This window comes from Comamonas sp. JUb58 (assembly GCF_004364775.1).
Taxonomy (GTDB): domain Bacteria; phylum Pseudomonadota; class Gammaproteobacteria; order Burkholderiales; family Burkholderiaceae_C; genus Comamonas.
On sequence record NZ_SOAL01000003.1, the window covers coordinates 171440 to 193241 of the forward strand.

The 21802-nt window shown below is 63.1% G+C and carries 20 protein-coding genes and 1 pseudogene; 6 read left to right on the plus strand and 15 right to left on the minus strand.

Annotated elements, in window-relative coordinates:
- Positions 1–13: 13 nt before the first annotated feature.
- From trpA to EDF71_RS04440, 11 genes are all read right to left on the minus strand, one after another.
- Positions 14–823 (minus strand): tryptophan synthase subunit alpha, encoded by an 810-nt coding sequence (gene trpA / locus EDF71_RS04390; RefSeq protein WP_133855408.1) that lies wholly within the window; start codon positions 821–823, stop codon positions 14–16.
- Entirely contained in the window at positions 820–2088 is a 1269-nt protein-coding gene (trpB, locus tag EDF71_RS04395) for a tryptophan synthase subunit beta (RefSeq protein ID WP_133855409.1), read from the minus strand. The genes trpA and trpB overlap by 4 nt, the downstream gene beginning before the upstream one ends.
- Positions 2081–2803, minus strand: coding sequence for a phosphoribosylanthranilate isomerase (locus EDF71_RS04400; RefSeq protein WP_133855506.1), 723 nt, complete (start codon positions 2801–2803; stop codon positions 2081–2083). Before EDF71_RS04400 ends, trpB begins: the two co-directional genes overlap by 8 nt.
- Positions 2804–2825: 22 nt before the next feature.
- Positions 2826–3644, minus strand: coding sequence for a tRNA pseudouridine(38-40) synthase TruA (gene truA / locus EDF71_RS04405; protein ID WP_133855410.1), 819 nt, complete (start codon positions 3642–3644; stop codon positions 2826–2828).
- An 80-nt stretch (positions 3645–3724) separates the two neighbouring features.
- The gene (locus EDF71_RS04410) at positions 3725–6505 is read right to left on the minus strand and encodes a FimV/HubP family polar landmark protein (RefSeq protein WP_133855411.1); all 2781 of its coding nucleotides are present in this window, start codon (positions 6503–6505) and stop codon (positions 3725–3727) included.
- A 335-nt stretch (positions 6506–6840) separates the two neighbouring features.
- Positions 6841–7953 carry an aspartate-semialdehyde dehydrogenase gene (asd, locus tag EDF71_RS04415; RefSeq protein WP_133855412.1) on the minus strand — a complete coding sequence of 371 codons (1113 nt, stop codon included), beginning with the start codon at positions 7951–7953 and terminating at the stop codon, positions 6841–6843.
- Between the two features lie 491 nt (positions 7954–8444).
- The gene (gene leuB / locus EDF71_RS04420; protein ID WP_133855413.1) at positions 8445–9512 is read right to left on the minus strand and encodes a 3-isopropylmalate dehydrogenase; all 1068 of its coding nucleotides are present in this window, start codon (positions 9510–9512) and stop codon (positions 8445–8447) included.
- A 79-nt stretch (positions 9513–9591) separates the two neighbouring features.
- The gene (gene leuD, locus EDF71_RS04425) at positions 9592–10254 is read right to left on the minus strand and encodes a 3-isopropylmalate dehydratase small subunit (protein ID WP_133855414.1); all 663 of its coding nucleotides are present in this window, start codon (positions 10252–10254) and stop codon (positions 9592–9594) included.
- Between the two features lie 61 nt (positions 10255–10315).
- Positions 10316–10441, minus strand: coding sequence for an entericidin A/B family lipoprotein (locus EDF71_RS04430; protein WP_133855415.1), 126 nt, complete (start codon positions 10439–10441; stop codon positions 10316–10318).
- 16 nt (positions 10442–10457) lie between these two features.
- A complete protein-coding gene (gene leuC / locus EDF71_RS04435; RefSeq protein ID WP_133855416.1) occupies positions 10458–11882 on the minus strand; it encodes a 3-isopropylmalate dehydratase large subunit in 1425 nt (474 codons plus the stop codon).
- A 50-nt stretch (positions 11883–11932) separates the two neighbouring features.
- Positions 11933–12931 carry a LysR family transcriptional regulator gene (locus EDF71_RS04440; RefSeq protein WP_133855417.1) on the minus strand — a complete coding sequence of 333 codons (999 nt, stop codon included), beginning with the start codon at positions 12929–12931 and terminating at the stop codon, positions 11933–11935.
- A 244-nt stretch (positions 12932–13175) separates the two neighbouring features.
- Here EDF71_RS04440 and EDF71_RS04445 point away from each other — a divergent pair, with 244 nt between their 5' ends.
- Positions 13176–14165: a DUF4349 domain-containing protein gene (locus EDF71_RS04445; RefSeq protein ID WP_133855418.1), complete on the plus strand. Its 990-nt coding sequence runs from the start codon at positions 13176–13178 to the stop codon at positions 14163–14165.
- Positions 14166–14253: 88 nt separating this feature from the next.
- Here EDF71_RS04445 and dnaJ read toward each other — a convergent pair whose 3' ends face one another.
- The 4 genes and pseudogenes from dnaJ to grpE all read right to left on the minus strand — a co-directional run bounded on the left by dnaJ (position 14254) and on the right by grpE (position 18499).
- Complete coding sequence (dnaJ, locus tag EDF71_RS04450) at positions 14254–15384, minus strand: molecular chaperone DnaJ (RefSeq protein WP_133855419.1); 1131 nt, start codon at positions 15382–15384, stop codon at positions 14254–14256.
- A gap of 24 nt (positions 15385–15408) precedes the next feature.
- Complete coding sequence (locus EDF71_RS04455; protein ID WP_133855420.1) at positions 15409–15750, minus strand: hypothetical protein; 342 nt, start codon at positions 15748–15750, stop codon at positions 15409–15411.
- Between the two features lie 176 nt (positions 15751–15926).
- Positions 15927–17861: pseudogene (dnaK, locus tag EDF71_RS04460) on the minus strand (molecular chaperone DnaK); the annotation flags it as partial.
- A 101-nt stretch (positions 17862–17962) separates the two neighbouring features.
- Positions 17963–18499 (minus strand): nucleotide exchange factor GrpE, encoded by a 537-nt coding sequence (grpE, locus tag EDF71_RS04465; RefSeq protein WP_133855422.1) that lies wholly within the window; start codon positions 18497–18499, stop codon positions 17963–17965.
- A gap of 257 nt (positions 18500–18756) precedes the next feature.
- Between grpE and rpsF the strand changes: the two genes are divergently transcribed.
- The 5 genes from rpsF to dnaB all read left to right on the plus strand — a co-directional run bounded on the left by rpsF (position 18757) and on the right by dnaB (position 21776).
- Positions 18757–19131 (plus strand): 30S ribosomal protein S6, encoded by a 375-nt coding sequence (rpsF, locus tag EDF71_RS04470; protein ID WP_021028344.1) that lies wholly within the window; start codon positions 18757–18759, stop codon positions 19129–19131.
- 11 nt (positions 19132–19142) lie between these two features.
- Positions 19143–19439, plus strand: a complete 297-nt coding sequence (gene priB, locus EDF71_RS04475; RefSeq protein WP_133855423.1) for a primosomal replication protein N — start codon at positions 19143–19145, stop codon at positions 19437–19439.
- Positions 19440–19450: 11 nt separating this feature from the next.
- The gene (rpsR, locus tag EDF71_RS04480; protein WP_021028346.1) at positions 19451–19732 is read left to right on the plus strand and encodes a 30S ribosomal protein S18; all 282 of its coding nucleotides are present in this window, start codon (positions 19451–19453) and stop codon (positions 19730–19732) included.
- Positions 19733–19743: 11 nt separating this feature from the next.
- Complete coding sequence (gene rplI / locus EDF71_RS04485) at positions 19744–20196, plus strand: 50S ribosomal protein L9 (RefSeq protein ID WP_021028347.1); 453 nt, start codon at positions 19744–19746, stop codon at positions 20194–20196.
- Between the two features lie 167 nt (positions 20197–20363).
- Positions 20364–21776, plus strand: a complete 1413-nt coding sequence (dnaB, locus tag EDF71_RS04490; protein WP_133855424.1) for a replicative DNA helicase — start codon at positions 20364–20366, stop codon at positions 21774–21776.
- Positions 21777–21802: the final 26 nt, after the last annotated feature.

The window sequence follows — 21802 nt, forward strand, 5'->3', positions numbered from 1 at the left end:
CCCAGGAGGCGCATTATGCGTCAAGCGCCTTGCGGATGCCACGCAAAAAATCGGAGACCAGCGCCACGACTTTCTCGTGCGGCTGGTTTTCGATCAGCTGGATGATGCGGGTGCCGATCACCACGGCATCGGCCACCTTGCCGATGGCCTGGGCCGTCTGCGCATCGCGAATGCCAAAGCCTACGCCCACAGGGATGTGCACATGCTGGCGGATCAGCGGCAGCATCGCTTCGACGGCGCCGGTATCGAGCGTGCCCGCACCGGTGACGCCCTTGAGCGAGACGTAGTACACATAGCCACTGGCGACGCGTGCGACTTGCTGCATGCGCTCTTGCGTGGAGGTGGGCGCCAGCAGGAAGATCAGGTCCATGCCGTGCGCACGCAGATCGGCCGCAAAGGCTTCGCATTCTTCGGGCGGGTAGTCTACCACCAGCAGGCCATCGACTCCGGCGGCAGCGGCATCGCGCACAAAGGCGCCTTTACCGTGCACCTGGTCATAGCGCTCGACCGGGTTGGCGTAGCCCATCAGCACCACGGGGGTGGTGTTGTCCTTCACGCGGAACTCGGCCACCATGGCCAGCACCTGCTTCATGCCGATGCCCAGCGACAGCGCCTTCTCTCCGGCCTTCTGGATGACGATGCCGTCGGCCATCGGGTCCGAGAAGGGCACGCCCAGCTCAATCACATTGGCGCCCGCATCGACCATGCCGTGCATCAGCGCAGGCGTGATGTCGGCAAATGGAAAACCGGCGGTGACATAGGGGATCAAGGCCTTGCGGCCGGCCAGCTTCAGCTGGTCAAAAGTAGCGGCGATACGGCTCATTTGGTGTAGCTTCCCTTGACGGCCACGCCGCGGCTGGAGGGTTGGGCATAAAAGTCGACGCCCGAGAGATCGGCCACGGTGCCAATGTCCTTGTCGCCCCGGCCCGACAGGCTCACGAGGATGGACTGGTCCTGGCGCATGGTCTTGGCCAGCTTCATCGCATAGGCCACAGCATGGCTGGATTCCAGCGCCGGGATGATGCCCTCGGTATGGCAGAGGTAGTGGAAGGCCTCGAGCGCCTCCTGGTCGGTGATGCCGACATACTGGGCGCGGCCGATTTCCTGCAACCAGGCGTGTTCCGGGCCCACGCCGGGGTAGTCCAGACCGGCGCTGATCGAATGGGTTTCGGTGATCTGGCCGTTGTCGTCTTGCAGGATGTAGGTGCGGTTGCCATGCAGCACACCCGAGGAGCCGCGCTGCAGAGAGGCCGAGTGCTTGCCGCTGTCCAGGCCTTCGCCGGCCGCTTCCACGCCGATCAGGCGCGTGTTCTCATAGGGGATATAGGGGTAGAAGATACCCATGGCATTGCTGCCGCCGCCCACGCAGGCCACCACCGCATCGGGCTGCTCGGCGGCCATGTTCTGCTCCTTGAACAGCGCAGGCATCTGGTCCAGGCACTCGTTGCCGATCACGCTCTGGAAATCGCGCACCATCATCGGGTAGGGGTGGGGGCCGGCTACGGTGCCGATGATGTAGAAGGTGTTGTCCACATTGGCCACCCAGTCGCGCATGGCTTCGTTGAGTGCGTCCTTCAAGGTCTTGCTGCCCGACTCGACCGGCACCACGGTGGCGCCCAGCAGCTTCATGCGGTAGACGTTCGGGCTTTGGCGGCGCACGTCTTCGCTGCCCATGTAGACCACGCATTCGAGGCCATAGCGGGCGCAGATGGTGGCCGTCGCCACGCCATGCTGGCCGGCGCCGGTCTCGGCAATGATGCGCGGTTTGCCCATGCGCTTGGCGAGCATGGCCTGGCCGATCACATTGTTGATCTTGTGGGCGCCGGTGTGGTTGAGGTCCTCGCGCTTGAGGTAGATCTGCGCGCCACCCATCTCGCGCGACATGCGCGCAGCGTGGTAGACGGGCGAGGGGCGGCCGACATAGTGGGCCAGCTCGTACTGGAATTCGCGCAGGAACTCCGGATCGTTCTGGTACTTGTCATAGGCCTCGCGCAGCTCGACCAAGGCGTGGGTCAGGGTTTCGCTGGCAAAGCTGCCGCCATAGGGGCCGAAATGGCCCGCGGTATCGGGTTGCTGGTATTCAAACATGGAAGGGATTCTTGGCAAGTAGTGTGTCAGCGGCACGCACGGCCGCGACAAACTGTTGGATTTTTTCGGCGTCCTTGGTGCCTTTGATGGCCTTGCCATCGGCACCGGTCATCTCAACGCCGGAGCTCACATCCACCGCGAGCGAGAAGCAGCGCGGTCTGACTTGCACAATGCCATCGGTCACGTTTGCAGGCGTGAGTCCACCAGACAAAACGAGATGAGAGGCTACGTTTGTTGGAAGCAGTGACCAATTGAATGCTTTGCCGCCACCGCCGAACCCCTCGACATGGGCGTCGAGCAGGATGGCCTTGGCGTGTGAATATCGATGCGCATATTCTACGAGGTCGAACTGCACCGCAGCGTCGCCAAGGGGTATGCGTGCGGCGCGCAAAAAGCTGCGCTCGCCGCCGCCGGTCGATGCCAGGCATTGCTCGGGGGTCTCGTCACCATGGAACTGGGCAATGGCGCCGGGCACCTTGCCGCAGGCGGCCATGACCTTGGCAGGCGGTTCATTGACAAACAGCAGCACCGGCGTCACAAAGGCCGGCAGGCGGCGGGCCAGTTCGGCGGCGCGCTCGACGGTGACGGCACGGGGGCTGGCGGGATAGAGCACAAAGCCGATGGCATCGGCCCCGGCGGCCACGGCTGCATCCACATCCTGTTCGCGGGTCAGGCCACAGATCTTGATGCGGGCGCGGCCCGCGCTTGCTTGCATGGTGGTCAATGGAGCTCCTTGTTCAGGCAAACCAGTCAAAGGAAATGGCCTCGGTGGGCAGGCCCCAGTGTGCATCGTACTGGGGTCCCAGAAAGTACAGGCCGTCGGGCGAAAAGGTGGGGGCGGCGGTCTCGCGGCTGCGCGCTTCGAGCACCTCCAGCATCCATTCCGGCGGCTTGGTGCCCTGGCCAATCACGACCAGGCAGCCCATGATGTTGCGGATCATGTGGTGCAGAAAGGCGCTGCCCTGGAAGTCAAAGCGCCAGTAGCACGAAGGCACGCCATCGCGCGAGGCGCTGGGGCGCTGGGTGCTGCGGCCGATATTGATCGCATACAGGGTCTTGACCGGCGACTTGGCCTGGCAGCCGGCGGCACGAAACGAGGAGAAATCGTGCTCGCCCAGCAGGTACTGCACGGCGCGCTCCATGGCTTGCAGGTCGAGCGGCTGGAACACCCAGCCGACCCGGCCGGCCTCGACGCTGGGGCGCACCGGTGACTGCAGCAAGGCATAGCCATAGCGGCGCGACGTGGCGCAGGCGCGGCTGTGGAAGGCCTCAGGCACGGATCGCGCCCACTGGACGGCGATGTCCTTGGGCAAAAAGGTATTGGTGCCACGCACCCAGGAAGCCTCGGCACGCTCGACGGGGGCGTCGAAATGCACCACCTGCATGAGGCCGTGCACACCGGCATCGGTGCGGCCAGCGCAGAGGGTGGAGATGGGGGTGGCGGCAAAGCGGCTCAGCGCCGCTTCAAGATGGTCTTGGACAGTGTTCCCACTCGGCTGGCTTTGCCAGCCCTGGTAGGCCTGTCCGTTATAGGTGATGCCCAGGGCGATTCGCATGGCGCCATCATAAAGCGGCTAGCCGACCCGGCCATGAAAAAGCCCCGCAGAGCGGGGCTTGTGTGCGAAGTGCATGCTGATCAGCGGCTTTGGTCCAGCAGGCGCTGGGCCTGGGCCTTGACCGTGGCGCTGGACGACTCGGCCATGACCTCTTCGGCCAGCGAGCGGGCGCCTTCCTTGTCGCCGATGGCCAGGAATTCCTGGGCCAAGGTCAGCTTGGTGGCCAGCGGATCGCTGTCATCGATTTCCAGACCGGCGATGTCATCGGCCAGGGTGACCGGATGCGTGTGGTCTGGCTCGCCGCTGCTGGGCAGGTCCAGCGACAGCGAGGTCATGTCGAAGTCCATCGTCGGCATGCTCTTGTCGCCGATAGGCATCTGGGCCGTGCTTTGGCTGTCGAAGTCGCTCAGCTGGAAGTCCAGCGAACCGGGTTGGGTCTCCAGGCTCTGGGCAGCGCTGTGGCTGGCGCTGGGCGACAGCTCCGACGGAATGCTCAGCGCTTCGGCCAGTTGGCGGTCAAAGTCTTCCATCGACAACGCAGGCTTGCCGGCGGCAGGGGTCAGCGCTTCGAAGGCCAGGCCCGCATCAACAGCCGGCGCGGGCGGCGCAGCCACGGGTGCGGCGGGCGCTGCCGATGCCTGGAACTGCGAGGCCGCATCCGGGGTTTCGGTCAGCTGGCTGCTCATCGCGAAATCCAGACCCGTGGAGGGGCTGAAAGCGCTGGCAGGGCTGGAGTCAGCGATGGTCGTCGGTGGCAGCGTGTTCTCGAACGGAATCGGTTCGGCGCGCGCAGCCGCGGCGGCAGCGGCCAGCGCGGCAGGCGTGGCGATCTCGGTGGCAGAAGGCACCGCCGCGGTGTTGTTCTGGTAGATCGGGTTGGCGGCGTCCAGCTCCTGGCCCAGCGCAGCAATGCGCAGCCAGTCAGGGCCCGTGCCACCAGTCAGCTGGCGGGCATCCTTGGCGATGCTCTCCAGCGCCAGGCGGTCCTTGCGCTTGGCGTAGATCTCGGCCAGCTTGGCATGCAGTGCGCTGCGGGTCGGGCTGGTGCGCAGTGCTTCCTTGAGGATTTCCTCGGCCTGCAGGTCACGGCCATAGGCCAGGTAGACGTCGGCTTCGGCCACGGGGTCCACATCGCCGGCATCGAGCTGGCTGGGGGTGTAGGCCAGCGAGGAGTTGCCGGTGGTCATCGCGCTCACCGAGGTGTCGATGTGCTGACCACCGCTGGCGCCAAAGAACGAATCCTGGGCCAGGCTGCTCTCGAGCACCGAGTCGGTCGCGGCGTCCACGCCTTCCTTGCGCTTTTTGTTGCGGTACCAGAGGCCGCCCAGCAGTGCCAGGATGGCCAGGCCGCCAGCCACTGGCATCAGCGGATTGGCAAGCAACTCATCGACGAAGCTGGGCTCTTCAACAGGCGCAGGTGCTGGAGCGGGTTTTGGCTTGGGAGCGGGGGCAGGTGCCGGGGTTGGAGCGGGTGCTGCTGCAGGCGCAGCGGCGTCGGCGCTACCTGCAGCAGGTGCGGTCGCTGGGGCTGGCGCCGTTGCCGCTGGCGTGGCGGGCGTTGCTGGCGCAGACGCAGTAGCAGCAGGTGCCGGAGCCGCTGGGGTTGCGGCAGGGGCAGGGGCCGCAGGCGTGTTGCCGGTGGCTGGCACGGTTGCGGTACCAGCGGGCTTGCCGTCAGCGGAAGCTGCGGGAGCCGCAGCGGATGCACCAGCGGCGGCCGAGCCTGCAGCGGCTTGCTTGAGCTTGTTCAGCTCTTCGATGTTCTTGTTCAGTTCGGAGCTGCGTTCCTGGGTCGCATTGGCCTGCTGGGCGCTGGCGACGCTGGCTTCTGCGGTCTTCGTGCCCTTGGCGGCTTCCTTGCTCAGCTTGAGCTGGTCAGGGGCCACGCTCTGCGGCTTTTTGTCATCGACCGAGGCTTCCACCTTGCCGCTGGCAGCACGGGTGTCGGTGGCGACCTGGGCAGGTGCTGCCTTGGCGGCGAGCTGGCTGCGATAGCTGTTGAAGTCGCGGCTTTGTGCGGCGACCATCTGGCGCGCCTGGCGTGGTGATACTGCGCGGGCCTGCTCTGCCGACGGCATGGTCAGGGTAACGCCGGCCTTCATGCGGTTGACGTTGCCACCGACAAAGGCGTGCGGGTTGCTCTGCACCACCGCGACGAGCATCTGGTCCAGCGAGATATCGGCAGGCTTGTTTTGCGCCGCGATGCGGCCCAAGGTGTCACCGCGCTGGGTGCGCACGGTGTCGCCACCGGAGTTGTTGCTGGCGGTGGCCGGAATATTGGCGCGTGCTGCGGGCGCAGGGCGTGGTGCAGCAGCACTGCGGCTGGCGGGGGCGGGTGCCGGCGTGGCCGATGCCAGCGGCTCTTCGATCACGCGCACAGGCGGTGCGGGTGGGCGTGCTGCGGGGGCAGCGGCGCTGAGCTGCGGCGCCACGGTGACGGCCGGTTCTGGCTTGCGCAGGTTGGGCGGGTCGAACAGCATGGTGTAGCTGCGCACGACCTGGCCGGAGTTCCAGTTGGCGTCGATCACATAGTCGACAAAGGGATCGTTGACCGGGCGCTGCGTGGTCAGCACGATCACAGCCGTGCCATTGGCGCGGCGCTGCAGCTGGGCGCGCACGCCGCTGACGGTGCCGGAGTAGTCCATGCCCTGGGTGCGGAACACGGCAGAGGAGGCCGTCTTGACCTGCAAGGTGTCGGCCTCGGCGTCGGTGATCTGCGGAACTTCGATCTCCGCGCGCAGGGGCTCGCCCAGCGCGGATTTCACATTGATCTTGCCCAGCGCGAGCGCCGATGCTTCCCCTGTGTACAGGCCAAAGGCTGCCATGGCGGCGGCAAGCGCAGTGATTTTCCAGCGATGCATAGTGCTATTTGATTGAATAGTAGAAGCGTGCGGGGTTGTTTTTGTACCCATGAGAAAGCCCTCCCCCTAAGACGCGAAATCGGTAATTATCAGTAAAAAGAACCTTAACAGTAATGTGTTGGAGTGACAAGTTAAGGAATGGGCATCTCTTTTGATAGGGTGCTTGGGCTCACTCCGGTCGGTCTGATTGTTGTTCCGGAGCAACTTTTCAGAGGGCGGGTGCCGGGTAGGCCCCGGCCTGGAACGTTAGCAAAAGCATCATGAAAAACACCTTCCGGCTGCGGGCGGCAGGGGCGGAAGGTGTGGTGGTTTGGCCGCTTATGCAACGGCCGGCATCAGGCAGCCAGCAGGATGCGCAGCATGCGGCGCAGCGGTTCGGCAGCGCCCCAGAGCAGCTGGTCACCGATAACGAAGGCCGACACATACTCGGGGCCCATGTTCAGCTTGCGCACGCGGCCCACGGCCACTTCCAGGCCGCCGGTCACGGCAGCGGGGGTCAGTTCCTTGACGGTCAGGGCGCGCTCGTTGGGCACCCACTTGACCCAGTCGTTGCCGCCCTTGATCAGCGCTTCGATCTCGGCCAGCGGCAGGTCCTTGTTCAGCTTCAGGGTCAGCGCCAGGCTGTGGCAACGCATCGCGCCAATGCGCACGCACAGGCCATCAACCGGGATGGTGGCATCGGTGCCCAGGATCTTGTTGACCTCGGCCTGGCCCTTCCACTCTTCCTTGGACTGGCCGTTGTCCAGTTGGGCATCGATCCAGGGGATCAGGCCGCCAGCCAGGGGAGCACCGAAGAACTCGGTGGGCACATCGCTGCGGATGGTCTGGGCAACCTTGCGGTCGATTTCCAGAATGGCCGAAGCGGGCGTGGCCAGCTCGTCGGCCACAGCGGCGTGCACCACGCCCATGCCCTTGAGCAGTTCGCGCATGTGGTTGGCACCGCCACCGGAGGCGGCCTGGTAGGTCATCGACGAGACCCAGTCCACCAGACCGGCGTTGAACAGGCCCGACAGGCCCATCAGCAAGATGGAGTTGGTGCAGTTGCCGCCAATCCAGTTCTTGCCGCCAGCGGCCAGCTCGCGCTGGATCAGTGCGTCATTGACGGGGTCCAGCACGATGACGGCATCGTCTTGCATGCGCAGCGAAGAGGCGGCATCGATCCAGTGGCCGTTCCAGCCGGCAGCGCGGATCTTGGGGAAGACTTCCTTGGTGTAGTCGCCGCCTTGGCAGGTGATGATGATGTCGCACTTGGACAGCTCGGCGATGTCATTCGCATCCTTGAGCTGGGTGTGCACGGCGGCCATCGCAGGGGCCTTGCCACCGGCGTTGGAGGTCGAGAAAAACACCGGCTCGATCAGCGCGAAGTCACCCTCGGCCTGCATGCGGTCCATCAACACCGAGCCGACCATGCCGCGCCAGCCCACCAAACCTACCAATTGCTTGCTCATAAAACGCCCTTGTCTACCTAAACGAAAGGAAATGCCACGGGGGCTGAGGGCCTGGCTCGTCGGCCAGTTGGAGGCGCACGACGAACCAGGCTGGATCAGCCGGTAATCTTCGTGGTGGTTGTGAATGTGTATGCGCGCGCAGCCATACCCGCCTCAATGGGGGTGGTGGTGTTCGGCCAAGAAATAGGGCAGTGCGCAGACATAGGGAGCTATTCTAGCGCCAAATTTTAAAACCTGTGCAAGAAATTTTATAAGTTTCGAGTGCTGGCGCATCGAAGCGCATGCATATATGACGTTAAAAAATATTTTTCGACCATTTATGGTTTTTTAATTCGTCGGAATGACTAAAGTCGAAAGCGCGCCGTGCTTCTGTCGTCGTTTTGGTGTTGAAACGGGGTGGCTGCTTGCGCGATACCAACGCTTCGTTGTTCTGCAGGCGCAAAAAAGCGACCCGCAGGTCGCTCTTGGATAGGCATTGAGAAGACGGCTGCTTACAGCGCGGCCACCACGGCGTCGCCCATCTGCTGGGTGCCGACCTTGGTCGTGCCTTCGCTGTAGATATCAGGCGTGCGCAGGCCCTGGGCCAGCACCTTTTGCACAGCGGCTTCGATCTTCTGGGCAGCGGCTTCCTGGCCCAGGCTGAAGCGCAGCATCATGGCAGCCGACAGGATGGTGGCCAGCGGGTTGGCGACGCCCTTGCCGGCGATGTCCGGTGCCGAGCCGTGGCTGGGTTCGTACAGGCCTTGCTTCTTGTCGTTGAGGCTGGCCGAAGGCAGCATGCCGATCGAGCCGGTCAGCATCGAGGCTTCGTCGCTCAGGATGTCGCCGAACATATTGCCGGTGACGACCACGTCGAAACGCTTGGGTTCCTTGACCAGCTGCATCGCCGCGTTGTCCACATACATGTGGTCCAGCTGCACATCGGGGTACTGCTTGCCCACTTCGGTCATCACGTCCTTCCAGAGTTGGAAGGTTTCCAGCACATTGGCCTTGTCCACGCTGGTCACGCGCTTGCTGCGCTTTTGCGCGGCTTGGAAGGCCACATGGCCGATGCGCTCGATCTCGGGGCGGGTGTAGCGCATCGTGTCGAAGGCTTCTTCGGCGCCGGGGAAGTGGCCGTCCGGTGCGCTGCGGCGACCGCGTGGCTGGCCGAAGTAGATGTCGCCGGTCAGCTCGCGGATGATCAGGATGTCGAGGCCGGACACCAGCTCAGGCTTGAGGCTGGAGGCGTGGGTCAGTTCCTTGTAGCAGATCGCGGGGCGGAAGTTGGCAAACAGGCCCAGTGCCTTGCGCAGGCCCAGAATTGCCTGCTCGGGGCGCAGTGCGCGTTCCAGCGTGTCGTACTTCCAGTCGCCCACAGCGCCAAACAGGATGGCGTCCGATGCCTTGGCCAGCTCCAGCGTGGCAGGTGGCAGCGGGTGGCCGGAGGCCTCATAGGCGGCGCCACCGACGGGTGCGCTTTGCAGGTGCAGGTCCAGCTTCAGGGCGTCGAGCACCTTCACGGCTTCTGCAACGATTTCTGGACCAATGCCGTCTCCGGGCAATACAGCGATTTTCATGGTTTTTTCTCAGTCAGGATGGCAGGGCCGCGCCCGATGGGGCGCAGCAGGGATGGCGGTGAACCGGTTCTCGTGGCGCTCAGGCCTTGGCTTGCACCAGGCTGTGTGCCAGCCAGGGCTTGGTGGCCAGGCGGTTGGCTTCATAGGCCTGGATCTTGTCCTTGTGGCGCAGGGTCAGGCCAATGTCGTCAAAGCCGTTGAGCAGGCAGTACTTGCGGAAGGCGATCACATCGAAGGGGATGCTTTCGCCGCCGGGACGCAGGATGACCTGCTGGTCCAGGTCGATGGTCAGGCTGTAGCCGGGGTTGACCGCGACTTCGTTGAACAGCATGTCGATCGTGGCCTCGGGCAGCACGATGGGCAGCAGGCCGTTCTTGAAGCAGTTGTTGAAGAAGATGTCGGCAAAGCTGGGGGCCAGGATGGCGCGGAAGCCGAACTGGTCCAGCGCCCAGGGCGCGTGCTCGCGGCTGGAGCCGCAGCCAAAGTTCTTGCGGGCGATCAGAATGCTGGCACCCTGGAAGCGCTGCTGGTTCAGTACGAAGTCCGGGTTGGGCTTGCGGGCGGACTCGGGCACGCCCGGCTGGCCGGGCTGGTCCAGGTAGCGCCATTCGTCAAAGGCGTTGACGCCAAAGCCGGTCTTCTTGATCGACTTCAGGAACTGCTTGGGGATGATGGCGTCGGTGTCGACGTTCTCGCGGTCCATGGGCGCCACGAGGCCGGTGTGGATGGTGAATTTCTGCATTTCAAGCCTTTGGGCTGCCCGCCGTCATTGGATGAGTGCGGGCAGCGGTATATGTGATGGTTTAGCGTGCTGCGCGAGAGATGGCGTTGCCCGCTCCCTGCACATCCTGGCCAATGCCGTGGACGGTGTTGCAGCCCGACAGCAGCGCGGCGAGCGCGATGGTAATGAAGGCAAAACGGGTTTTCATCGCATAGCTCCTGGGGTCATGCAAAACGGCGGATATCCACAAAGTGGCCGTGCACGGCAGCGGCGGCCGCCATCGCGGGGCTCACCAGGTGGGTTCGGCCACCGGCGCCCTGGCGGCCTTCAAAGTTGCGGTTGCTGGTCGATGCGCAGCGCTCGCCGGGCTCCAGGCGGTCGGCGTTCATCGCCAGGCACATCGAGCAACCGGGCTCGCGCCACTCAAAACCGGCGGCGGTGAAGATCTGGTCCAGGCCTTCGGCCTCGGCCTGGGCCTTGACCAGACCCGAGCCGGGCACCACCATGGCCAGCTTCACATTCTTGGCCACTTTCTGGCCCAGCTTCTTGACCACGGCAGCGGCTTCGCGCATGTCTTCGATGCGGCTGTTGGTGCAGCTGCCGATGAAGACCTTGTCGACGAAGATGTCGTTGATCGGCTTGCCTGGCTCCAGGTTCATATAGGTCAGCGCACGCTCGATGGCGCCGCGCTTGTTCGGGTCCTTTTCCTTGTCCGGATCGGGCACGGTCGCATCGACACCCAGCACCATCTCGGGGCTGGTGCCCCAGGTGACCTGGGGCACGATGTCTTCGGCGCGCAGGGTGACCACGGTGTCGAACTTGGCATCGACGTCGGAGTGCAAGGTCTTCCAGTAGTTGACGGCCTGGTCCCATTCCACGCCGGTGGGGGCCAGTGGGCGGCCCTTGACGTAGTCGATGGTCTTGCTGTCCACGGCCACGAGACCGGCGCGCGCGCCAGCTTCAATCGCCATGTTGCAGACTGTCATGCGGCCTTCGATGGACAGATCACGGATGGCGGAGCCGGCGAACTCGATGGTGTAGCCGGTGCCGCCTGCGGTGCCGATGCGGCCGATGATGGCCAGCACGATGTCCTTGGCGGTCACGCCGGGGGCGACCTTGCCGTCCACCTTGATCAGCATGTTCTTGGCCTTCTTGGCCAACAGGGTCTGGGTGGCCATCACGTGCTCGACCTCGGAGGTGCCGATGCCGTGGGCCAGCGCGCCAAAGGCACCATGGGTGCTGGTGTGGCTGTCGCCGCAGACCACGGTCATGCCTGGCAGGGTCGCGCCTTGCTCGGGGCCCATCACGTGGACGATGCCCTGGCCCTTGTCCATGAAGGGGAAGAAGGCGGCGGCGCCGAATTCGCCGATGTTGTCGTTCAAGGTGACGATCTGCTCTTTGCTGATCGGGTCCTCGATGCCGTCATAGCCGCGCTCCCAGCCGGTGGTGGGCGTGTTGTGGTCGGCGGTGGCGACCACGGAGCTGACGCGCCAGAGCTTGCGGCCTGCCATGCGCAGACCTTCGAAGGCCTGGGGGCTGGTGACTTCGTGCACCAGATGGCGGTCGATATACAGCACGGCAGTGCCATCCTCTTCGGTGTGGATGGTGTGCTCGTCAAAAATCTTGTCGTAGAGGGTGCGTCCGGTCATCGTGGTTCTCTTTGGGTCAAGGGTCTCATCAAGGGGCTAAATACGGAATATCAAAGATGGGCAAAGGTCTGCAGGTGCGCGGCCAGGTCGGCGTCTTGCTGGTCTGCGGCCTGGGCCTCATCGGCGGGCCGGGGGCTCAGGTGCTCGACCAGCAGGCGGGCGGTCACCGGCAGCGCCTCAAAATCGCGGGCCATCAGGCGCAGCTCGCGGTGCGCCCAGGCGTCGGCCAGGCGGATGCCGCGCAGGTTGCCCACGCCGTGCATCAGCGCAAAGGCGCGGTCCGGCAGCAGGCCAATGCCCAGGCCGTTGTCGATCATGCGGCACATGGCATCGAGGCTGGTGACCTGGATGCGCTGGCGCAGCGGCCGGCGCAGCTGGGCTGATGCGGTGCGCATGGCCTGGCTGATGCTGCTGCCCGATTGCAGGCCGACGATGTCCCATTCCAGTGCTTCTTCAAAGCTGATCGTGTTGCGCTGGGCCAGCGCATGGTCCAGCGGCACAACCAGCATCAGGTGGTCGCTGCGGTAGGGTCGCGACTGCAGATCAAGCTCGGCGGTGTTGGCGACGGCATCGGGGTTGCAGATGCCCAGGTCGGCCGTGCCTTCGTGCACGGCCTGGATCACCTGCGCACTGAGGTGCTCCTGCAGGTCGATCTTGATCTGGCTGTGCGCGCGGGCAAAGCTGCCCAGGTCCTCGGGCAGAAACTGCACGATCGCCGAAATATTGGCATGGATGCGCACATGGCCGCGCACGCCATCGGCGTACTCGCTGAGCTCGCCCTGCATGCGCTCCAGCCCGAACAGCACATTGCGGGCATGGTGCAGCAGGCTCTCGCCTGCCGGCGTCAGGGTGACGCCCCGGCTGTGGCGGTAGAGCAGCTGGGTGTCGACGGCCGTTTCCAGGTCGGACAGGCGCTTGCTGACGGCCGAGGCCGCGATGAACTCCCGCTCTGCCGCGCGGCCAATGCTGCCCAGCTCGCACACCGCCACAAACAGCTGGAGCGAGGTCAGGTCGATGCGGCGCGCAAAACTGCGCTCTGAGCTTTTCATGGCGGGGAGGTATCGTATTTTTAGAAATCAGCAGCTATTTTATCTATAAATAGCGTATCTGGTATCGCAGATGACGATGGCTGATGTGTCATTTGCATGAAAACGTAGCGGGGCGCTCGGGCAAGGAGGGTTCGCCCGTCAGCGCTGAATATGTTCGTTTTTGTAAAGCATTGACCCCATTCGTTGGGCTCAGAGCGATTGAGCAGACATCGCAAGCAGCGATGCTCTAGAAACGGAATCACCCATGTCTTCTTGCTCCCCTTCCTTTGGTTTGTTCGGCGCGCGTCCTGTTGGCCTGGCAGCCATTGCCATCGCGGTGGCCGCTTTGCTGGCCGGCTGCTCGCCAGATGCAGGGCAGAGCGCGCCGCCCGCGGAAGCGCAGCTAGCCACCCCGGCCGCACCCGCGCCGGTAGCGCCGATGGCGGCGCGCTCCATGGCCAAGATGGCGACCAAGGAGATGGCGCCGGCCGCCGATATGGCCATGGGGCAGGGCGGTGCGGCCGCACCCAGCGAGCGCTTTTTGGCGATCAGCCACCGCATCCAGGTGGAGACGCCGGCGGCCGATCTGGCAGCGCTGTGGGAAGAGGTCAAGGCGCGCTGCGAGCGGCTGGACTGCTATGTCGAAGGCTCGCAGCTGCGGCGCGAGACCCCGCAGTCGGCCGCCGAGGCCATGCTGGCGATGCGGGTCAGCCCCCAGGATTTTGCTGAACTGACCTCGTCGCTCGGCGCTGGCGCCCGGGTGCTCAACCACCAGACCACGACCGAGGACAAGACCTATGAGGTGGTGGATGTGGAGGCGCAGATCAAGAACCGTACCGAATACCGTGACAGCCTGCGTGCGCTGATGCTGGAGAAGAATGTCAAACGCAGTCTGCAGGACCTGATGGCCATCCGCGACACGCTCTCCCAGGTGCAGGCCGAGATCGATGCGGCCAACACCCACCGCGCGCTGCTGCAGCGCGATACCGCCAAGCAGTTTGTGCAGATGCGGTTCCAGCCCAAGCGCGCCATCGTCAGCGGCACCTACAGCCCCTGGCAGCAAACCTGGCAGCGCAGCTGGGATGGCCTGACACGCAGCGTGCAGTCGCTGATTCTGACCGCCGCGCAATCGCTGCCCTGGTTGCTGGCGCTGGCCCTGGTGGTGCTGCTGCCGTTGCGATTTGCGATCAAGCGCTGGATGCGCCGCAGCGCGGCTCGGGGGCAAGTAACCCACAAGGCAGACGCCCAAAGCTGAGAAGCGCAGCGGCCATGAAAAAAGCACCAGCGAGGCTGGTGCTTGGCAGAGGAGGCGCCGCATCGGATGGATGCGGCGTTTCTTTCTATCAGGTGAACAGGTTCTTCAGGCGGTCGGCCCAGGACTGGTTGTTGGGTGTGTGCTTGGCACCGCCCTTTTTCAGCGATTCATCGAGCTCCTTGAGCAGCTTGCGCTGGTGCTCGGTGAGCTTGACGGGTGTCTCGACAACGATGTGCACATACAAGTCGCCCGGGTAGCTGGCGCGCACGCCCTTGATGCCCTTGCCGCGCAGGCGGAACTGCTTGCCGGTCTGGGTGCCTTCGGGGATGTCGATCGCGGCCTTGCCACTCAGGGTGGGCACTTCGATTTCGCCGCCCAGTGCTGCCGTGACCATGCTGACGGGCACTTCGCAGTGCAGGTCATCGCCATCGCGCTCGAACACCTCGTGCTTGCGAACGCGGATCTCGATATACAGGTCGCCGGGCGGGCCGCCATTCTGGCCGGGTTCGCCGTCGCCGGTGGAGCGGATGCGCATGCCGTCGTCGATACCGGCGGGGATGCTCACTTCCAAGGTCTTTTGCGACTTGGTGCGGCCCTGGCCGTGGCAGCTGGTGCAGGGCTCGGGGATGATCTTGCCGGTGCCGCGGCAGTGCGGGCAGGTTTGCTGCACCGCGAAAAAGCCCTGGCGCATCTGCACCTGGCCGCTGCCGTGGCAGGTGCTGCAGGTCTTGACCTGGGTGCCGGGCTTGGCGCCGCTGCCGTGGCAGGTGTCGCACTCGTCCCAGGACGGAATCTTGATCTGGGCGTTCTTGCCCGCTGCCGCCTCTTCGAGGCTGATGTCCATCGCGTAGGACAGGTCGTTGCCCCGGTAGACCTGGGGGCCACCGCCGCCGCGACGGCCACCGCCAAACATCTCGCCAAAGATGTCGCCAAACGATTCGGCAAAACCACCAAAGCCCTCGCCGCCCATGCCCGAGCGCATGTTGGGATCGACCCCGGCGTGGCCGTACTGGTCGTAGGCGCCCCGCTTTTGGCTGTCGGAGAGCATTTCGTAGGCTTCTTTGCACTCCTTGAACTTCTCTTCCGCTTCCTTGGCCTTGTCGCCCTGGTTGCGGTCGGGGTGGTACTTCATGGCCATCTTGCGGTAGGCCGTCTTGATTTCGACTTCCGTGGCGGATTTGCTCACGCCGAGGACTTCGTAGTAATCGCGTTTGGACATGGTGTTCTTGAATTCTGTGGGTAATTAACCAGCGGCGTTCTGGTACGCCCGGGCATGGGTGCCCACAAAGCTGCGGCCGGGATTGTCGCCGTCAATCCATTGCTGCGGTGGAAATAGCTCAAACAAACCCACCTTGAACAGCGTGGGAATCGCCATCTTCAGCTCTTCTTCAACGGCACCGCGCTCACCGGCATTGTAGAGAGCGATGTTGTAGAGCATGGTGGCCACGGTGCCGGTCTGCACCCGGCTGCCGTCCTTGAGCGTGACGGCGGGCAGGTCTGCCGCGCCGTCGGTGCTCTTCTGGTTGACACGGCTGAGCTCTGCAACATGCAGTGCGTCGGTCGCAGGTGCTGTGGTAGATGTCATCGTGTACCTTTGGATGCTGGGTTGGAATGGGAGAGAGGGCCTGGGCTGAACCGATCTGCGTGGGCTGCGCTACAGAAGAAAAAGCGATTCTGTAGAAAAGCCATGCCGGAGTGCGGCAATGCGAACTCCGGCATGGGTGCTTGGTAGCAGTCGGCTCCAGGCCCGTCGGAAGGGGATTAGTCCTTCTTCACTTCCTTGACTTCGGCATCGACGACATTGTCATCGGCTGCCGCAGCGCCGGCCGCGCCAGCTGCTGCACCGGCGGCTCCTGCCTGTGCGGCCTGGGCGTCGGCATACACCTTCTCGCCCAGCTTCTGGCTGGCGGTCATCAAGGCCGTGGTCTTGGCTTCGATGGCGTCCTTGTCTTCGGTCTTCAGTGCTTCTTCCAGCTCTTGAACCGCCGTGTCGATGGCCGACTTCTCAGCGGCATCGAGCTTGTCGCCATGCTCGCCCAGGCTCTTCTTGACGCTGTGTACAGCGGCTTCGCCTTGGTTGCGGGCCTGCACCAGCTCCAGCTTCTTCTTGTCGTCGGCGGCGTTCAGCTCGGCGTCCTTGACCATCTTCTGGATCTCGTCCTCGGACAGACCGGAACTGGCCTTGATGGTGATCTTGTTTTCCTTGCCGGTGCCCTTGTCCTTGGCAGAGACGTTCAAGATACCGTTGGCGTCGATGTCGAAAGCCACCTCGATCTGCGGCGTGCCACGGGGTGCGGCTGGAATGCCTTCCAGGTTGAACTCACCCAGCAGCTTGTTGGCGCTGGCGATTTCACGCTCACCCTGGAACACCTTGATGGTCACGGCAGGCTGGTTGTCCTCGGCGGTCGAGTAGGTCTGCGCGAACTTGGTCGGGATCGTGGTGTTCTTCGTGATCATCTTGGTCATCACGCCGCCCAGGGTTTCAATACCCAGGGACAGAGGCGTCACGTCCAGCAGCAGCACGTCGGAGCGGTCACCGCCCAGCACCTGGCCTTGCACGGCAGCGCCCACGGCCACGGCTTCATCAGGGTTCACATCCTTGCGGGGATCCTTGCCGAAGAATTCCTTGACCTTCTCTTGCACCTTGGGCATACGGCTCATGCCGCCGACCAGGATCACGTCGTCGATGTCGGACACAGCGATGCCAGCGTCCTTGATCGCGGTGCGGCAAGGGGCGATGGTGCGCTCGATCAGCTCGTCCACCAGGCTTTCGAGCTTGGCGCGGGTGAGCTTGATGTTCAGGTGCTTGGGACCCGAAGCGTCAGCGGTGATGTAGGGCAGGTTGATGTCGGTGGCAGCCGAGCTGGACAGCTCGATCTTGGCCTTTTCAGCCGCTTCCTTCAGGCGTTGCAGAGCCAGCACGTCCTTGGACAGGTCCACGCCTTGCTCTTTCTTGAACTCGGTGATGATGTATTCGATCACGCGTTGGTCGAAGTCTTCACCGCCCAGGAAGGTGTCGCCATTGGTCGACAGCACTTCGAACTGCTTTTCACCGTCCACATCGGCAATTTCGATGATGGACACGTCAAAGGTACCGCCGCCCAGGTCATACACGGCGATCTTGCGGTCACCCTTGCCGCCCTTGTCCAGGCCGAAGGCCAGGGCTGCAGCGGTAGGCTCGTTGATGATGCGCTTGACTTCCAGGCCGGCGATACGGCCAGCGTCCTTGGTGGCCTGGCGCTGTGCGTCGTTGAAGTACGCAGGCACGGTGATCACGGCCTCGGTGACGGGCTCGCCCAGGAAGTCCTCGGCGGTCTTCTTCATCTTGCGCAGCACTTCTGCGGAGATCTGTGGTGGGGCCAGCTTCTGGTCACGCACTTGCACCCACGCGTCGCCGTTGTCGGCCTTGACGATCTGGAAAGGCATCAGGTCGATGTCCTTTTGCACTTCCTTCTCGTCGAACTTGCGGCCGATCAGGCGCTTGGCAGCGTAGATCGTGTTCTTGGGGTTGGTGACAGCCTGGCGCTTGGCAGAAGCGCCCACCAGGATTTCGCCGTCTTCCTGGTATGCAACGATCGATGGCGTGGTGCGTGCACCTTCGCTGTTTTCGATCACGCGGGTGGTGTTGCCTTCCATCACGGCCACGCAGCTGTTGGTCGTGCCCAAATCAATACCGATAATCTTTCCCATTTCTCTACTCCTGTATTCTTGAGGCGGCGTTGCGCCCTAATTGACTGTTATTTGTGGCTTTTTTGCCGTTGTTCAAGTGCGCAACGCAAAAAAGCCGGGAGGTGCGTTTACTTGGGTGCAGCAACGGTCACCAGTGCAGGGCGCAGTACGCGCTCGGCAATGGCATAACCCTTTTGCAGCACGGCCACCACGGTGTTGGGGTCCTGCGCCGCAGGCACGGCGGAGATCGCCTGGTGGTGGTGGGGATCGAACTTGTCGCCGGCAGCCGGGTTGATCGCGATCACCTTGTTGCGCTCCAGCGCGGAGACGAGCTGGCGCAGGGTGGCGTCCGAGCCTTCGCGCAGTTGCTCGGGGCTGGCGTTCTGGATCGCCAGAGCGGCATCGAGGCTGTCGATCACCGGCAGCAGGCTTTCGGCAAAGCTTTCGACACCGAACTTGCGGGCCTTGGCCACTTCATCATCGGCGCGGCGGCGGGCGTTTTCAACTTCTGCCTTGGCGCGCAGGTACTGGTCGGCCAGCTCGGCGTTCTTGGCCTTCAACTCCGCCAGCTCTGCTTCCAGTTGCGACTGGTTGGCAGCGGCAGCGGCTTCCAGCTCTTCGGCGGACATGGGGTTTTGGCCTTCGGGGTGGAGGTTGTCTGACATTGTGCTGTTCGTATTTCGTTAACAAAAAGGACTCTTGTGGCCGCACCTGGGGGCATTTCCTTGCTTTTCAAGGGGCTTATTTGGCTTTTCGGCCCGCTGGCGATACGCGCCGAGGAGGCTGCAGCGGCCCGTGTTTATAAACCATGTTTGACGGCTTTTGAATTGGTTTGTATAATCTCGGGTTTCCCTTGCCACACCGTGGTGCATTCTTTGCAAAAAGAGGCATTGGCGGGTGGCGCAATCCACAAGGAGTTTGCATGCGTCACTATGAGATCGTGCTGCTGATCCACCCCGATCAGAGCGAACAAGTTCCAGCTATGCTGGAGCGTTACAAAGGCATGATTACCGCCGGCGGCGGTAAGATCCACCGCGTTGAAGACTGGGGCCGCCGTCAACTGGCCTACATGATCAACAAGCTGGCCAAGGCCCACTATCTGTGCCTGAATATCGAAGCCGACCAGGCTGTGATGGCTGAACTTGAACACGCATTCAAGTTCAACGACGCTGTGCTGCGCCAACTGACTGTGCAGAAGAAGAAGGCTGACACTGCTCCTTCCGCCATGATGAAGACCGTGGAACGCGAAGAAGCGCGCAAGGCCAACCAGGCTGAGCACGCCGCTGCAGAGCGTTAATCACACAGGAGGTGGAGAACCGCGTACTTGTCACCGCCGTCATCGCTGAAATCAAGATTTTGCGATACACGCCGGCTGGGCTACCTGCTGTAGATGTTGTGCTGGAGCACCGCTCCACCCAGAACGAAGCAGCGCAACCCCGACAAGTCAATGCCGTGCTCAAGGCGATTGCCTTTGGTGCACTGGCGGAGCGAATCGCTCGGCAGGCTGTAGGAAGCACCTGGACATTCCAGGGTTTTCTGGCCACACCGCGCAACAGCAAATCGCTGGTTCTGCACATCCAGGATATTCAACAAGATACTTATTGAGAGGTCCGAAAATGGCCACGTTCAAGAAATTCAACAAAGACAAGCGCCCAAAGCGCAACACCCAGTCGCTGCTGTTCAAGCGCAAGCGTTTCTGCCGCTTCACCGTGGCTGGCGTCGAAGAAATCGACTACAAGGATGTCGACACCCTGCGTGACTTCGTTGCTGAAAACGGCAAGATCATCCCAGCACGTCTGACCGGCACCCGTGCCATCTACCAACGTCAGTTGAACACTGCCATCAAGCGCGCTCGCTTCCTGGCCATGGTTCCTTACTCTGACCAACACAAGATCTAAGGAGCACGAACATGCAAATCATTCTGCTCGACAAGGTCGTGAACCTGGGCAACCTGGGTGAAATCGTGAAGGTCAAGGACGGTTACGCACGTAACTTCCTGATCCCTTCGGGCCGCGCACGCCGCGCTACCGAAGCTGCCAAGGCTGAATTCGAAGCCAAGCGCGCTGAGCTGGAAAAGGCTGCTGCTGAAAAGCTGGCTGCTGCTCAAGCCCAAGGCGAGAAGCTGTCCGGCCAGACCGTGAAGCTGACGCAAAAGGCAGGTGTGGATGGCCGTCTGTTCGGCTCCGTCACCAACCACGACATCGCTGATGAACTGGGCAAGATGGGCTTCCAAGTGGCCAAGTCGCAAGTGCGTCTGCCTAACGGTCCTATCAAGACCGTGAGCGAGACCGCTGTGGAAGTGGCTCTGCACACCGACGTGGTGGTGGAAGTGAACGTGTCCGTCTACGGCGAACACGTGTAATTTCTCACGCTTTGCGTTGGAAGCCGCCTTCGGGCGGCTTTTTCGTTTCTGGCCCTCAGCGTTCCCGGGATGCGGGTTTTGTTGGTCGCCGTCAGCCTGGCGCTGCATCTGCGCTATTCTTGTGGATTGCTGGTTGCCAAGCCGGCGTTTGCTAATTTGGATACCCCATGTCTGAGACTTTCCCCCCACTCGATGACGCCGCCTTCATCACCCCCGATAAGCAGGTGGCACAGCTGCGCATACCGCCGCATTCGATCGAATCGGAGTCCAGTGTGCTCGGTGGCCTGTTGCTGGACAACAATGCCTGGGACCGGGTGGGCGATGTGCTGGCCGAAGACAACTTCTACCGCCATGAGCACAAGCTGATCTTTGCGGCCATGGCCAGCATGATCAATGCCGGCAAGCCCGCCGATGTGATCACGGTCTATGAGCACCTGCAAAGCATCGGCAAGGCCGAAGAGGTGGGCGGTCTGGCCTACCTGAACCAGCTGGCCCAGTATGTGCCCAGCGCCACCAATATCCGCCGCTACGGCGAGATCGTGCGCGAGCGCTCGATTCTGCGCAAGCTGGTCACCGCCAGTGACGAGATCGCCACCAATGCCTTCAACCAGCAGGGCAAGACGGTGGACCGCATTCTGGACGAGGCCGAGCAGAAGATCTTTGCGATTGGCGAAGAAGGCTCGCGCATGAAGCAGGGCTTCCAGTCGCTGGACAACCTGGTCGTGGACTTGCTCGACCGGGTGCAGGAGATGGCGGACAACCCGGTCGATGTGACCGGCGTGCCCACCGGCTTTGCCGACCTGGACCGCATGACCAGCGGCCTGCAGGCCGGTGACCTGGTGGTGTTGGCCGCCCGTCCTTCGATGGGCAAGACCTCGTTCGCGGTGAACATTGCCGAGCATGTGGCGCTCAACGAAGGCCTGCCGGTAGCCATCTTCTCGATGGAAATGGGCGCCGCCCAATTGGCGGTGCGTATCGTCGGTTCGATTGGCCGGGTGAACCAGGGCAATCTGCGCACCGGCAAGCTGACCGATGAGGAATGGCCGCGCCTGTCCGAGGCGATCGAGCGGCTGCGCACGGTCTCGCTGCACATCGACGAGACCCCGGGCCTGACGCCATCGGAGCTGCGCGCCAACTCGCGCCGCCTGGCCCGCCAGTGCGGCAAGCTGGGCCTGATCGTGGTCGACTACCTGCAGCTGATGAGTGGTTCCGGCTCGGCCGCCAGCTCGGACAACCGGGCGACCGAACTGGGCGAAATCTCGCGGGGTTTGAAGATGCTGGCCAAGGAGCTGCAATGCCCCGTGATTGCGCTGTCGCAGCTCAACCGCTCGGTGGAGCAGCGTACCGACAAGCGCCCGATGATGTCCGACTTGCGGGAATCGGGCGCCATTGAGCAGGATGCGGACATCATCATGTTCATCTACCGCGACGACTACTACAACAAAGAGAGCAACGAGCCCAATGTGGCCGAGGTCATCATTGGCAAGCAGCGTAACGGCCCAACTGGCACCGTCAAGCTGTTCTTCCAGAAGAACCAGACCCGCTTTGAGAACCTGGCGGTGGGCGGCGACGACTACTGATGCCCGCCAGGGCCGAGTGGGCTGGC

Bases quoted from the DNA above. Each gene is read 5' to 3' on its own strand.
- trpA (WP_133855408.1), bottom strand. From the start codon at position 823: ATGAGCCGTATCGCCGCTACTTTTGACCAGCTGAAGCTGGCCGGCCGC.
- trpB (WP_133855409.1), bottom strand. From the start codon at position 2,088: ATGTTTGAATACCAGCAACCCGATACCGCGGGCCATTTCGGCCCCTAT.
- EDF71_RS04400 (WP_133855506.1), bottom strand. From the start codon at position 2,803: ATGCAAGCAAGCGCGGGCCGCGCCCGCATCAAGATCTGTGGCCTGACC.
- truA (WP_133855410.1), bottom strand. From the start codon at position 3,644: ATGCGAATCGCCCTGGGCATCACCTATAACGGACAGGCCTACCAGGGC.
- EDF71_RS04410 (WP_133855411.1), bottom strand. From the start codon at position 6,505: ATGCATCGCTGGAAAATCACTGCGCTTGCCGCCGCCATGGCAGCCTTT.
- asd (WP_133855412.1), bottom strand. From the start codon at position 7,953: ATGAGCAAGCAATTGGTAGGTTTGGTGGGCTGGCGCGGCATGGTCGGC.
- leuB (WP_133855413.1), bottom strand. From the start codon at position 9,512: ATGAAAATCGCTGTATTGCCCGGAGACGGCATTGGTCCAGAAATCGTT.
- leuD (WP_133855414.1), bottom strand. From the start codon at position 10,254: ATGCAGAAATTCACCATCCACACCGGCCTCGTGGCGCCCATGGACCGC.
- EDF71_RS04430 (WP_133855415.1), bottom strand. From the start codon at position 10,441: ATGAAAACCCGTTTTGCCTTCATTACCATCGCGCTCGCCGCGCTGCTG.
- leuC (WP_133855416.1), bottom strand. From the start codon at position 11,882: ATGACCGGACGCACCCTCTACGACAAGATTTTTGACGAGCACACCATC.
- EDF71_RS04440 (WP_133855417.1), bottom strand. From the start codon at position 12,931: ATGAAAAGCTCAGAGCGCAGTTTTGCGCGCCGCATCGACCTGACCTCG.
- EDF71_RS04445 (WP_133855418.1), top strand. From the start codon at position 13,176: ATGTCTTCTTGCTCCCCTTCCTTTGGTTTGTTCGGCGCGCGTCCTGTT.
- dnaJ (WP_133855419.1), bottom strand. From the start codon at position 15,384: ATGTCCAAACGCGATTACTACGAAGTCCTCGGCGTGAGCAAATCCGCC.
- EDF71_RS04455 (WP_133855420.1), bottom strand. From the start codon at position 15,750: ATGACATCTACCACAGCACCTGCGACCGACGCACTGCATGTTGCAGAG.
- grpE (WP_133855422.1), bottom strand. From the start codon at position 18,499: ATGTCAGACAACCTCCACCCCGAAGGCCAAAACCCCATGTCCGCCGAA.
- rpsF (WP_021028344.1), top strand. From the start codon at position 18,757: ATGCGTCACTATGAGATCGTGCTGCTGATCCACCCCGATCAGAGCGAA.
- rpsR (WP_021028346.1), top strand. From the start codon at position 19,451: ATGGCCACGTTCAAGAAATTCAACAAAGACAAGCGCCCAAAGCGCAAC.
- rplI (WP_021028347.1), top strand. From the start codon at position 19,744: ATGCAAATCATTCTGCTCGACAAGGTCGTGAACCTGGGCAACCTGGGT.
- dnaB (WP_133855424.1), top strand. From the start codon at position 20,364: ATGTCTGAGACTTTCCCCCCACTCGATGACGCCGCCTTCATCACCCCC.